Here is a 13,100-nt window from a genome sequence, read left to right on the forward strand (position 1 = left end):
ATTGCCGCGGATCATGAAAATTTACCACGCTCTCATAGCAATATCAGTTGGCGTATCGATTGTACTGATTCAGCCACAGTTGGCGATCGCACACAACTCAAATCAGGTAACTGGGATTGCTCTAAAAGTTGCAGCGCCAAGCAGCAGTCAATATCTCGATCCTGAATTGATTATTGAGCAAGAAGGCAAGACTTATCCTATACTCACTACTGTTTATCGAGTAGAAGCACCAGGCAAACCATATAAAGAAAATTCCATAGCCACAGTCACTAAAGCTGAGGACTTCTTTACTCTGGGTGACGAGAAGTTTAAGCAAGGAGACTATAAAGGTGCGACCGCTGCCTATACTGAAGCCATTCGCCTCAATCCCAACAATGGTTATGCCTACACTCAACGGGGAATTGCTCGTGCCAGCTTGAAAGACTATCAAGGGGCAATAGAGGATTATACCCAAGCCTTGCGAATAGCTCCCAACCATTCAATCGCCTATGGCGGGCGGGGGGATGCCCGTACTAGCTTGGGAGATCAAAAAGGGGCAATTGAAGACTATACTAAAGCTCTACAGATTAATCCCAACAGTGAAATCGACTATCGTGGACGCGGAAATGCTCGCTATCTTTTGAAAGACTATCAAGGAGCGATTGAGGATTATACCCAAGCTCTGCGAATCAATCCCAGCGATGCAATCTCTTATAGTGGGCGGGGGGATGCCCGTGCCAGCTTGGGAGACTATCAAGGAGCGATTGAAGATTACACCCAAGCTTTGCGAATCGATCCCAACTATGCCAACACCTACTTCAATCGGGGAAATGCTCGCTATCTTTTGAAAGACTATCAAGGAGCGATTGAGGATTACACCCAAGCCTTGCGAATCGATCCCAACGATGCAGAAGCTAAAAAAAATCGGGATCGTCTCAAGGCTAAGAATGTACTCAATATGTACAGTGCAGAACAAAGATTCCAAATTACTCTGTTTGTTTCCGTTCTTTTATGTTTAGTTTGGATAATCTCAATTAGTTTGCACGAATTTGGGCACGCGATTGTTGCTTATTGGGGTGGGGATAAGTCAGTCAAGCAAAAAGGATATTTAAGCCTCAATCCCCTCAAGTACATTAACCCGTTTGTGAGTATCATTTTGCCTGGTTTGTTCTTCCTTATGGGTGGTTTTCCCTTACCAGGAGCAGCGGTTTATATTGAACGCCAGCACTTACGCAATCGCTGGTGGCAAAGTGCAGTCTCAGCCGCAGGACCATTGGCTAGTTTTCTCGTTACCCTATTACTAATTGTTTTTTTCCAGGTTAGTTTGTCTTGGAATTTTCCATACTGGCTATCAGCTGCCTTGGCTTTTTTCATTAGCCTGCACTTTTTCTTCGTTCTATTCAACTTAATGCCCTTTCCTCCACTAGACGGTTACGGCATTATCGAAGCTTGGATTCCCAGTCAGAATATCCAAGCCCAGCTCAGAAATTTTGCCCTCGTGGGACTCATCGCCATTTACATATTGCCCTGGCTTATTCCGCCATTTGGTCTATTCATAGCTAAACCAGCCTTTGCGCTGACTCAAATGTTTGGCGTTCCAGAGACATTGTTCTTGGCTGGATTCGAGCTTTTCAACCGATGGTATTGTGCTTTGCTACTAGGTGCTGTAGGCGTTTTTGCCTTGATTCGTCAGCCACAGAGTGTATGGCATTTTCTCGGTGATGTGTTATTCAGCCTCAAAATGTATAAGATGGCACTCTTTGCTTACAACAAGGCAATTGACTGGGCAGCTAATGCCCGATCTTGGACTCATAACCAGGTTTGGGTTAAGCGAGATATTGTGCTGGAGCAACTGGGACGGTGGGAAGAAGCGCTCATCAATTACAACAAGGCAATTGAATTAAAACCTGATGATGCTTGGTTTTGGAATCAACGCGGTTGGCTGCTAGAGAAATTAGAACGCGATGAAGAAGCACTCATCAACTACAACAAGCTAATTGAATTAAAACCTGATGATGTCTGGTATTGGAAAAAATGCGGTCAGCTACTAGAGAAATTAGAACGTGATGAAGAAGCACTCATCAATTACAACAAAGCAATTGAATTAATGCCAGATAATGCCTGGGTTTGGAACCAACGCGGTTGGCTGCTAGAGAAATTAAAACGTGATGAAGAAGCACTCATCAATTACAACAAAGCAATTGAATTAAAACCTGATGATGCCTGGTTTTGGAGTCAACGTGGTTTGCTACTAAAGAAATTAAAACGCGATGAAGAAGCGCTCATCAATTACAACAAAGCAATTGAATTAAAACCTGATGATGCCTGGTTTTGGAGTCAACGTGGTTTGCTACTAAAGAAATTAAAACGCGATGAAGAAGCGCTCATCAATTACAACAAAGCAATTGAATTAAAACCTGATGATGCCTGTTTTTTGGTTATTCGAGGTATTGTGCTGGAGCAACTGGAACGGTGCGATGATGCTCTTGCTTCCTACAATAAGGCTATTCAATTACAGCAAAATTATGATTTTGCCTGGTATCACAGATCTCGCATGTATGCATTGCAAGGTAAGGTTGAACTGGCAATTGAGAACTTGCAATGCGCAATAGAATTGAAACCTTATCAATGGCGAGAATCAGCAAAAACTGACTCAAACTTTGACAAGATTCGTCAGCATGAACGTTTTCAACAACTAATTGGTAACTCTGATTTAGTCTAGGGCTTGTTAGCAAACTTATTAAGCTGGTTGAATGAGCAACAGTGCTTTATGTCTCAATACAATTCAGTTAAGAATTTTTGTGAGACAGACCTGTGGAGGCGCGAAATTTCGCGTCTCTATACTACCTTCTAAATAAGGGTTTTAGTCTGATCTGAACTGTATTGCTTTATGTCCACCCCAGGGATGTATAAGAAGGTAGAGAAATGGGGAACAATCACTAACTACTGACCGTAATTCCTCCATATTACAAGCCCCACAGCTTTATCTGTCAAACTAATCTAAAATCCAAAATCCAAAATCGGATAACTACTGACAGATCCCCAATAGAGCGAAGTAAACTAGTAGGAATCACTTAATGTTTAGTATAAAACGGCTCTATGTCTTTCAAAATAGAACGTGGACTTTTTAAATATGATTTCATAGACCATCACGCAATTTTATGTGTTCCAGTTGATGCAGATGTGAAGGAAATCCGCAAACGCTATCTGAAAATCGCCCGTCATCTACACCCTGATAGCTGTGCTGCGGCTAGTAATGCTGAAAAACAGCTAGCTAGCGATTTATTGTCAAAGTTGGTGAACCCAGCCTATGAAAAACTTTCCCAAGAAAAAAATCGCGCCGAATACATGATAGTTCTGTCGCAAATGGGCAAGCGCTTAGTACAAGAATCTGCTTCGCTGGAACTAAACACCGATGTAGCAAAACAGCTAACGGCTACGCCTAATGTGGAAAACGCCTATAAAATTGCGATCGCTAAAATAGCAGAAACTCAATACAATTCTTTACAGCAAGCGGTGCAAATCATCGGTTTAATCAGCGAGTTGAATTTAGTGTACTTAATGCGGAGTGCGGGTAAATCAATCGCTGCACCGCCACCAGCAGCACAGGCCAAACCTAACACAGGTACACCACAGGTGGCTAATAAAGCTGCTGCTGCACCCTCTCCTCCTCCAGCGATACCGAAGGAAGACTCAGCTGTAGTTCTTCAATATATCCGCCGTTCCCAAGAGTTGATTGCCAAAAATCAACTCGCATCAGCGGAGGTAGAATTACGAGATGCTCTGAAACTACAGCCAAATAATAGTCATTGCCATAGCTTGATCGGAATGGTCTATTTGAGGCAAAATCGAACCACGATGGCAAAAGTTCATTTTGACCGCGCCCTGCAATTAGACCCCAATGACGAAACAGCGTTAGCGGGGAAACGCAAAATTGAACAGATTTCGGGGCAAAAACCCGGTAGTGCGAAGTCTACGACGACGTCAACTACTACGGCTAAGCAACCAGATAAATCTGAGGGTGGCGGTTTGTTTGGTGGTTTGTTTGGTGGAAAGAAAAAGTAATGGTTTATCAACCACCAGCGGGAGCCAGGGATTTATTACCCTTAGATGTAGCTCAAAAACGCTGGATAGAAGAAAGGTTACAGCAGGTATTTCACCGTTGGGGATACCACAGAATTATCACCTCAACGCTAGAGCGGATGGATACGCTGATGGCGGGGGGTGCAATTCCGCGCTCAGCAGTGCTTCAATTGCAAAATGCTGAAGATGAAGAATTAGGTCTGCGTCCGGAACTAACGGCGTCTATTGCACGTACGGCTGTAACTCGCATGGCAGGGGTTACTTATCCGCAACGCCTGTATTACAATACTAATGTTTTCCAGCGCATGCCCGATTATCGGCGTAATCAACCGCAGGAATTCTATCAAGCTGGGGTAGAATTATTAGGCGGTGGTGGCTTAGCTGCTGATGCAGAAGTGCTGCTTCTAGTTGCAGACTGTTTGCAAGCACTCTCGCTCGATCGCTGGCATTTAATTTTGGGCGAGGCGGGAATTACCCGATCGCTGTTAGAAGCGTTTCCTGCTAACATCCGCAATCAAGTCCGGAATGCGATCGCCCATCTCGACCGAATTACCATAGATAATTTACCCCTAACTGAAGAATTGCGCTCCCGCGCTATAACCATTCTAGATTTGCGTGGCAACAGCGCTGATGTGTTGGAAAAAGTCAGCAGCCTGGGTTTAGATACCCCCCAGCAAGAAGCGGTAAATAACCTCAAATCTTTAATAGAATTACTGGAAAATCAGGAAAATTTCCCACTCATCCTTGACCTCAGCTTGATCCAAACCTTTGACTACTACACTGGAATCTCTTTTGAAGTAGTCAGTGATACTGAAGCCGGAGCGCGAGTATTAGGGCGGGGTGGTCGTTATGACCAACTTTTAGGGCTGTATCATCCCCAAGGTGAGAATATACCTGGAATCGGGTTTACTTTTTTTATTGAAGATTTATACCAATCTATCTCGTCTTCTCAGCAATTACCGCAAAATACACCAGCTAGTAACTGGTTGGTTGTCGCAGAAAGCAATAGTGCATACACTGCTGCTTTTGCCTACGCTCAAAAACTCCGCAACTCTACCCAGCTGGTGCGGGTAGAAATGGATTTGGGAAGACGGGACGCTGAAGCAATCCGGCAATATGCACGCGATCGCCACATCGCCCAAATTGCTTGGGTTAAAGCTGATGGCTCCACAAACATTGAGTCAGTAACATAGTAAAATCCCCACTGTGGCAGTTATCAAAATAACTGCCATATCCGCCTGAAGAAGTGACAAAGAGGACATGGGAGACAAGGAAGGTGGGGAAACATCACCCCATCTCCCTTGTCTCACTCATAAAGATAGTTCTAGGATTGGGATTTCTTTTGAGCATGGATGATGAGAAACCAAGGTTTTGTGGATAGCTTTTCATAATCTTGAGGATAGAGTTGTTTGCACTCCTCTGTTGGGCGTGGTTCGAGAATCTGTTCTATTGCAAACCCTGCATTGGTGAGTGCAGAAGTCATGGCGCTTAACGGACGACGATAGAAGCGCACGCGGACGGGTGTGTCACCATAGCCCTCCCAAGAATCGTCTAGTAACTCCGTAGCAAAGTAATCATCCTTTTCAAAAAACAAGAAGTCCATAAAGGGATGATGTGTAGAAAATAGCAATAGTCCACCGGGTAAGAGGATGCGGTGAAACTCCTTTAAAACACCCTCCCAATCTTTTAAATAATGTAGAGTTAAGGAACTCAGAACTATATCAAACGAATTATCCTTTAAAAAGGTAAGGGGTTTACTCAGGTCAGCTTGGTAAACTTGACCTCGGTTTTTCAATCTTTGCTTCGTCAACTGCACCATCTGATTGCTGATATCAATAGCTACAACATCAGCACTATGATTCACTAACCATTCAGAATACACCCCGCCTGCACAACCAGCATCCAATACCCGTTTAAATTTCACATCGGGTAAAACAGAGAACATAGCTGGTCTTTCGTAGTAAGCATTGTAAGAATTGGACTCTGTGCGCTTTGCATAAGCTTGTGCAAATGCTTCGTAATCGTTAAAAGGTATGTATTCTTGTTTATGATCTAGACTCATAGCTACACTTAATCCTCTATGGATAAGGTCAACTACAAATAATCGTAGGGTGTGTTAGCGCCAGCTAACGCACCCTACAAGTTTTCGGTAAACATATGGCAAGAAAGGAGTAGTTGTTATTCGCTTGGGATTTTGGGAACATCGGTATTCGTAGCCTGGAAGAAGGGTTTCTTCTCAAACCCAAAAGGCCCGGCTACAAGCAAGTTGGGAAAACTCTGAATTTTCTGGTTATAGGCTTGCACTGCCTGGTTGTAGCGCATCCGTTCTACGGCTAGGCGGTTTTCTGTGCCAGCTAGCTCATATTGGAGATTGGTAAACAGTTGGCTAGAACGCAACTGGGGATTGGCAGCAGCATAATCTTGGAAGCGATCGATCGCTTGATTTATTTGTACTGTCGCGGCAGCTTTTTCATTGGGAGTCGCTGCCTGCAAATAAGCCTGCCGGGATTGCACCAGTAAAGAAACTAACTCTTTTTCTTGTTTGGCATAAGCTTGCGTAACGCTGACAAGGTTGGGAATGAGATCGGCACGGCGCTGGAGTTGATTTTCTACTTGCGCCCATGCTGCCTCAACTCTGGCGTTACTACTTTGTAGAGAGTTGTAAGTCCAAGCACTCCAGACAGTCAACGCTGCAATAATGCCTGCACCAATTAGCAACAGTTGTTGCCGCAGATGCGCTAGTCGCTTTTGTTGCTGTTGCTTTTGCTCGCGTTTTGCCTGCACCTCTCGAATTGCCTTTTGAATAAACTCGGCGGGAATATCGACTTCTTTACCTGCTGCCACTAGTTCCGAAGCCGAGTAGCTTTGGGTGTAATCGGCATAGTACCGCGAGGCTAGTTCTAATACTTCTGGGGCAATCTCTTCAGGAATTCTATTATCTGCATTTTTCATAGCATTCATCCAACAACTTCCAGGCAATTACCAGCTACCACCAGCACCACCACCGCCGCTACTGCCACCCCCAAAACTACCACCACCGCCACTAAAGCCACCCCATGAACTGCTACTGGGAGGAGGAGGCGGAGGAGGCGGAGGTAAGCGAGGAATTATTTCCTCATGTTGGTAGTGATAAGAACAACTGTGGCAATCATCAACGATTAGGCGTCTTCCAGAACTAAATTGCGTAGGTGATTTGACAGTTCTTTCGCTGTGGGTGACAGTTAATTCTTGACAGTGAGGGCATTTCCTAAATCGAGATGAATGGGACTCATGGGCGACAATGTGGAATCCTGTACCAGTTAGCTTTTGACTGCAATTGGGACATCTCCAACCCTCAAATCTGACACTTCCTAGTTTTTGCGCTACTTTCTCTGGTTTGCTCAGATATGATTCAACTGTAGTTGCATCTACTTTTTCCATCGGCTGTTGGCAATCAGCACACAAAAAAATGCGATCGCCACCACTGATGCGCGTACGTCCTTCCGGTGCAATGAAAATTTTACCAGGACGTATCAGGTAAACAGCACCGCCTACCACTAGTACCAATATTCCCCCTCCGGCTGCTAGCAATCCCCAAGGGACAGTACCATCTTGAGATGTTTCTACGTTCGGAGTTGCTACTTGATTTGGAGTTTTTACCCTGTTTGCAGAAACTGCCCGATCGGACTCTAGAATAACTACCAGCGCTCTCGTTCCCGCTAGCGTGCCACCTTCAAAATCTCCTTTTTTAAATCGCGGGATAATTTGGGTATCAATAATGTTGCCTACCTTGGCATCGGGCAAAATCGCTTCCACGCCGTAACCCGTCTCAATTTCCACTCGGCGATCGCCTACTGAAATCAAAAACAGTACACCATTCTCTTGTCCTTTCTTGCCAATCCCCCAGTAATTAAAAAGTTCCGTTGCGAATTGTTTCGGAGAGTCAGCAGGGGCTGTTTTTGGCACAGTTACCACCGCCATTTCTGTACCATATTTAGCCTCTAACTGCGAAATCATCTGATTTATTTGGGTTTCTGTCTTATCTGTAAGAATTCCTGCCATATCAGTTACCCAACCGCCATTATTTTGCCGGGGATTGGGAACTTCTTGGACAGTCAAGGCTAAACTGGGAAAAGGAAACAGAAAAACGACAGAACCTAATAAACTAACCCAAAAAGTAGGTTTTGGTTTTAGTAAATTCAACTTCATTATTTCAGCCTCTAGCAGACAAATGTCTGGAGCATGTGAAAGTAAAAATTTGCTTCTGTTCTAGGCTTGTTCTTTGGGAGCCGATCTTACTGACTGAACCAATCATTTATCTCTTACCAAGCACTCTCAGAGGTTTTTGAAATACCCTTCTATTTCTATTGTGCTTAAAAAATCTAGAAGCGGTTATCAAGCATACATACAGATATATTGGTGATTGGTAATTGGTAGTTTTATTTCCCATTACCCATTACCCATTCCATCTGTGTTTATCTTCTGCAAAAAAACAACACCCAAGCTTTGAGGGGAAATGTCTGCTTCTACTTGGGTGTTACTGATGGGGATACAGATGGCGATCGCATTACTATCGCATTACTAAAGAAGAGCTATGCTTCTATCTTGAAAATAGGGATTGGGGATTGGGGAAGAGATTTTCATCTCCTCGTTGTGGGCGAAAAGTCCGTGGGGGTCTAGTTTGAATTAAACCTAGCTCTTATTCAGGTCTTGAGCCATTTTGCGAAAGTAGTCCATCTTCGGATCGGGACGACGACGAATAGTGGTAGGGGCTTGTGGAGTAGTCTTTGGCTCTATTTTCGTTGATTGCTGTATATTAGATGGCTTTGTGCTTGTTGCTTCATTGTTTTCTAAAAAATATCCAGACTTGGAGAACCCGAATATCTTAGCCAAAAAACCAAATATCTGAGAAAACAGGTTTTTGATAAAACCAAATAGCTGATATAAAAAACCTTCAAGGCGAATAAACGAATTCCGAATAATTTGAATTACACCAGACATGGCAGTGCCTCCTGATCGCGGCTGATTATTATTTTGACTTACAGCCTTGACGATGTGTAATATCTCTTAAATAAGTTTAAAAAACTGACATCTCTACGCCGCTCATACCAAAAATATATGAATTATCTATATATTTTTTAAAAATTCTAAACATAATTTAGTATAAACAATCATTAACAGAGGGACGCAAATATTGCGTCCCTCTGTTGCGATCACACTTATTCAACCTCGATCCTCGTTACCAGGTTCAACCTGGTAACGAGAATTAGAGCCTCTGGCTCTGATTGAGAGTAAATTAGCAGTCTACTAATTCGGGTGTTTGGTTGAGAATTTGGCTTTCAATTGAAATGAAATTTAGGTAGGCAGAAGAGTCTAGATTTTCTGGGCGAAAAGCAGCAACGTTATGGCAATTTTGAAATGCCAATTTTATTCCAAAATAACGTTCAACTGCTCCACGAATTGCATCTCCACCCATCATACGTAATAGTTGCGCTCTGTGTTTTTCTGTTGGCGGTGCAACGCAATGATTAGCCCATTCTTCTCCTCTTGCTAGACGCTCTGCAAGGCTTTCTACAATTCCCCAGGCATAAGGTAATGATTCTCTAATTGTGTCAACAAACTCTGCTTCGTTAACTTTACCTGCTTTCGCTTGGTCAATGAGATGCACGTTAACATTCAGTGACATATTACTTTCCTTACTTATGTTTTGGGTCGAAAGTAACCGAATTTCTCCGTATAATCATAATCATTTTCATTCAATGTTTTTACTCGATTGCAAGAAAAAGTAATATTTAACATTTTCTCAATCTTTCTTTAAGTAACATATGTATATTTTTTGTTTCATCAATGAGTCATGCGGTTACACTTGCTTATTTGCGATTTAATTACTAAGTACAGCTTTGCATAAAATCGTAGCTTTTTTAAACGCACGCCTGTAGCGGAGTAATACTAAGTTGCAGTCAAAGATAGTACTTCCCTCACCCCCAGCCCCTCTCCCAATTTGGGAGAGGGGAAGGGGAGAGGGCACGAATTACTATTGCTATATCTGAACGCAACTTGGTATAAGCGCAGAGGGGCGCAGAGTCTTTCTATATTTCATTCGTGACGAATTTGTGCAACATTATACTAAGTTATGACCTACTCAAGCGTGATTGGTACATTAGAACTATCTATTTTCACCCAGTGCTTGGTACAACACCTCACGATGGATCAACGCCCGATCCACGAAAAACTGAATTTTTTCTGATGAAAGCGGATCGCCATTAGCATAATGCTCAATCCAAGCTTTACTAATAACATTGGCATCATCTGGTAAATTCGCCAAATCCCATCCTGGCATATCCAAATCTTCCATCAACCTATTCACCTTGGGATCGTAACTGAGGGCAAAACAGCGACACCCTTCACTTGCTGCCATAATCAAACTGTGCAGGCGCATGCCAATGGTCATTTCAATACCGCGAAATACACCTTTTAAAAGTTGCGGTTCTTCTAGAGATAGAATTTTGCTAACATCTTTAAGGGCTGGTTGAATTGCTTGGGCTATACTCAAATCTTGGCGTTGCTGGAATGGCAGCAAGATAATAAAAGTTTGCGTAGCTTTTTGAAAATCTACTAATGCGCGAGTTAGGTTACTAAGGCGAGTCGGTGTCAATTGGGGATGCGATCGCAATGTTAGCGCTACCCTCGGCGCAGGTAAATCCCAAAGTCCGGGTACTGGTTTAGACTCTAACGCCCAAACCGGATCGGGTGCTAGGAGATGGGGAATTTGCCAATCTGAAAGTAAACTTGCAGAAGCGCGATCGCGTACACTGACTTTTGTGCAACCTGCAAAAGTTTGCCGTGCTAACCAACGAGTCGCTGAACGTCGCAAAGGGCCAATTCCCTGCGCCCAAGCAACAGTTTTCAATCCCATTTTTTGGGCTAATGTCATCATGCCCCCATAATAAAATGGGCTGATGGCACTGGTAGCATCTTGGATTAAACTACCACCACCCCAGATTAAAGCATCACAAGAACGCAAAGCTTGTATGAGGGGTAAAAAAGCCATGCGTTCGTAGGTTTCCACATCATAACGTCTCTGGGTTTCTTCGAGATTGCCAGAAAGAACCACAGGCGTAACATCAGGTGGCAACATTTGCAGTAGCGTTGCCAACAAAGCTTCATCGCCACCATTTCCTTGACCGTAATACCCAGATAATAGCGCCCGCATCTTAGCCATTTGAGATTTTGGATTTGTGATTGTTTAACTGAATATTTTGCCGTGGAATAGCCTTAGACAGGAATTGATGAATTAAGAGATATTAACAATTCTCATAAGTAAAAATGGCATAAATTGGTGTATAATAACAAAAGTGGCAACTTCAGATAAATCATCTGAAAGCATCACAAAAGAAGTAAAGTATGGGGTTATAGCTCAGTTGGTAGAGCACCTCAATGGCATTGAGGGGGTCAGCGGTTCGAATCCGCTTAGCTCCATTATGTTAGGCGGAGATTGTCAAAGAGGCGCAACTTGATTCAAATATTAATGTTCAGCGCATCTGGTATCCATTTGAGTTGAATCCCGAGATGCCTGTTGCAGGTATGGATCGTAAAACCTACCGCACCAACAAATTTGGCAGTTGGGAATACTCGCAAATGTTGGATGCAGAAACGGTGCAGGCTACTGTTGCAGATGGCATTCAGTTTCGCTATGACCTGATACAGGTTACACCCAACACGTTGAACGCCGATCGCTTCGAGTACAGCGCGGGGCTTATAGCTCTCCAAACCCCCTCATAAGCTAAATGCGATCGCTACCCTGAATTTTGACCCTGTTTCTATGTCCTTTGAGGTGCAGAGCTAAAAAAGATTATTGGCATTTGAAACCGGGATTGACCGGATTTCAAATGCCGTACTTATCCTTTGCGTCGCAGGGGATGCGGTTTCTCAGTGAATCTTATGAAACAGCCCTGCTTTAATTAAGGGGGGTAGAGTAGATATAACAAGATAATTTATACTTCAAAAGACTTTCTTTTACGGAGTAGGTGCTCCCATTTCCCTAATTTCTGTAAGATTGCTATCTGCTTGTTTGCTGCGATCATCACCTTCTTTTTGAATCCATAAAAATAATATGGCAAACACAGGAAAAGGCAAAATATAGAAAACTAGGGGAATCATGATCCAGGGCAACCATGAAGCAGCATAGTCACCTGTTAGTTGTGTCATATCTACCATGATGTACTTCCTCTACAATTCACAATTTATAATTCAAACTTATCCAATGTAAAATTAGTGAGACTAAAACGACAGGTAGCTAACATTAACTGCTCCTCTGAGGATGGCATCCAAAGAGTCAAAGTTTTCGAGCAGCAAATATGCAAATATTGCACCAGCCATTGCACCAAGAAAAATTCCGCCATTTAATTGGCTCCATTCTTCACGAGTTCTCAACGGTCTTAATGAGTCTTTGGAATAAGAACTATAAGAACCTTTCGGATTTCCTTGGAATGTTGTAATCGCAAAAATGGAAATTCCTAAACAAGCAGATACAGCTATATATATGGCAGTGATTAATCCACTGAGATTTGCTCCATGTGCTGATTCCCGTAAAGGTCCAACTACAACCTCTGGCCCTACAAGAAAATAACCATGAGCTATACCAATTTCGAGTCCCCGCATGAAAGGAGTTAACCCTTTACGATAGGCAGGTAAATTATTAATGAAAGCTCTAGCTAAAGGAGAATCATTAATAGGGGTGGATAGATTACCAAGGCATGGATCGCCTTTGTAGGGTTTTATTATATCTTGATCAACTGTATCAACTGTATTAGACATTATTATTCCCTTTTGTATTTGAGAAGTTGATTTTTATCTTTATTTTAAATATATCAACTCTTGATTTTCTAAAATAGATTTTTAGAAAATTTTAATAACAAAATCAACAATAATGTAAACATAAATAGGAAAGTCTCTTGCTCAGTCAAGCAAGAGAGGAGGTCGAAACTTTATATTTTTAATAACTTAATTTCCGGAATAAAAATAACAAAGTATAACCTTGAGAACTTAGATTTATTTGT

General features: G+C 42.7%; 12 protein-coding genes and 1 tRNA gene. 5 read left to right on the forward strand and 8 right to left on the reverse strand.

Annotated features, from left to right (window positions below):
* The first annotated feature begins 13 nt into the window (after positions 1–13).
* The 3 genes from FIS9605_RS39950 to FIS9605_RS0123025 all read left to right on the forward strand — a co-directional run bounded on the left by FIS9605_RS39950 (position 14) and on the right by FIS9605_RS0123025 (position 5,255).
* Positions 14–2,701 carry a tetratricopeptide repeat protein gene (locus FIS9605_RS39950; RefSeq protein WP_051470103.1) on the forward strand — a complete coding sequence of 896 codons (2,688 nt, stop codon included), beginning with the start codon at positions 14–16 and terminating at the stop codon, positions 2,699–2,701.
* Between the two features lie 377 nt (positions 2,702–3,078).
* Positions 3,079–4,044: a J domain-containing protein gene (locus FIS9605_RS0123020; RefSeq protein ID WP_026734703.1), complete on the forward strand. Its 966-nt coding sequence runs from the start codon at positions 3,079–3,081 to the stop codon at positions 4,042–4,044.
* Positions 4,044–5,255, forward strand: a complete 1,212-nt coding sequence (locus tag FIS9605_RS0123025) for an ATP phosphoribosyltransferase regulatory subunit (RefSeq protein WP_026734704.1) — start codon at positions 4,044–4,046, stop codon at positions 5,253–5,255. The genes FIS9605_RS0123020 and FIS9605_RS0123025 overlap by 1 nt, the downstream gene beginning before the upstream one ends.
* A gap of 131 nt (positions 5,256–5,386) precedes the next feature.
* Here the strand turns inward: FIS9605_RS0123025 and FIS9605_RS0123030 are convergent, their stop codons facing one another.
* From FIS9605_RS0123030 to csaB, 6 genes are all read right to left on the reverse strand, one after another.
* Positions 5,387–6,124 carry a class I SAM-dependent methyltransferase gene (locus tag FIS9605_RS0123030; protein ID WP_026734705.1) on the reverse strand — a complete coding sequence of 246 codons (738 nt, stop codon included), beginning with the start codon at positions 6,122–6,124 and terminating at the stop codon, positions 5,387–5,389.
* A 116-nt stretch (positions 6,125–6,240) separates the two neighbouring features.
* Positions 6,241–7,023 carry a LemA family protein gene (locus tag FIS9605_RS0123035; RefSeq protein ID WP_231510427.1) on the reverse strand — a complete coding sequence of 261 codons (783 nt, stop codon included), beginning with the start codon at positions 7,021–7,023 and terminating at the stop codon, positions 6,241–6,243.
* An 18-nt stretch (positions 7,024–7,041) separates the two neighbouring features.
* A complete protein-coding gene (locus FIS9605_RS0123040) occupies positions 7,042–8,250 on the reverse strand; it encodes a TPM domain-containing protein (RefSeq protein WP_026734707.1) in 1,209 nt (402 codons plus the stop codon).
* Between the two features lie 483 nt (positions 8,251–8,733).
* A complete protein-coding gene (locus FIS9605_RS0123050) occupies positions 8,734–9,042 on the reverse strand; it encodes a hypothetical protein (RefSeq protein ID WP_026734708.1) in 309 nt (102 codons plus the stop codon).
* Between the two features lie 295 nt (positions 9,043–9,337).
* Complete coding sequence (locus FIS9605_RS0123055; RefSeq protein ID WP_026734709.1) at positions 9,338–9,727, reverse strand: SCO5389 family protein; 390 nt, start codon at positions 9,725–9,727, stop codon at positions 9,338–9,340.
* A gap of 480 nt (positions 9,728–10,207) precedes the next feature.
* Positions 10,208–11,254, reverse strand: a complete 1,047-nt coding sequence (csaB, locus tag FIS9605_RS0123060; protein ID WP_026734710.1) for a polysaccharide pyruvyl transferase CsaB — start codon at positions 11,252–11,254, stop codon at positions 10,208–10,210.
* 193 nt (positions 11,255–11,447) lie between these two features.
* Here csaB and FIS9605_RS0123065 point away from each other — a divergent pair.
* Together FIS9605_RS0123065 and FIS9605_RS45425 are read left to right on the forward strand one after the other, a co-directional pair.
* Positions 11,448–11,520 (forward strand) — tRNA-Ala (locus FIS9605_RS0123065).
* A gap of 90 nt (positions 11,521–11,610) precedes the next feature.
* Positions 11,611–11,823 carry a hypothetical protein gene (locus FIS9605_RS45425; protein WP_026734711.1) on the forward strand — a complete coding sequence of 71 codons (213 nt, stop codon included), beginning with the start codon at positions 11,611–11,613 and terminating at the stop codon, positions 11,821–11,823.
* Between the two features lie 234 nt (positions 11,824–12,057).
* Here FIS9605_RS45425 and FIS9605_RS37875 read toward each other — a convergent pair whose 3' ends face one another.
* Together FIS9605_RS37875 and FIS9605_RS0123080 are read right to left on the reverse strand one after the other, a co-directional pair.
* Positions 12,058–12,258 carry a hypothetical protein gene (locus FIS9605_RS37875; RefSeq protein WP_082209822.1) on the reverse strand — a complete coding sequence of 67 codons (201 nt, stop codon included), beginning with the start codon at positions 12,256–12,258 and terminating at the stop codon, positions 12,058–12,060.
* Positions 12,259–12,321: 63 nt separating this feature from the next.
* Entirely contained in the window at positions 12,322–12,858 is a 537-nt protein-coding gene (locus tag FIS9605_RS0123080) for a photosystem I reaction center subunit XI (RefSeq protein ID WP_026734712.1), read from the reverse strand.
* Between the last annotated feature and the right edge of the window lie 242 nt (positions 12,859–13,100).

The sequence above is a fragment of the Fischerella sp. PCC 9605 genome (assembly GCF_000517105.1).
Classification (GTDB): Bacteria; Cyanobacteriota; Cyanobacteriia; order Cyanobacteriales; family Nostocaceae; genus PCC9605.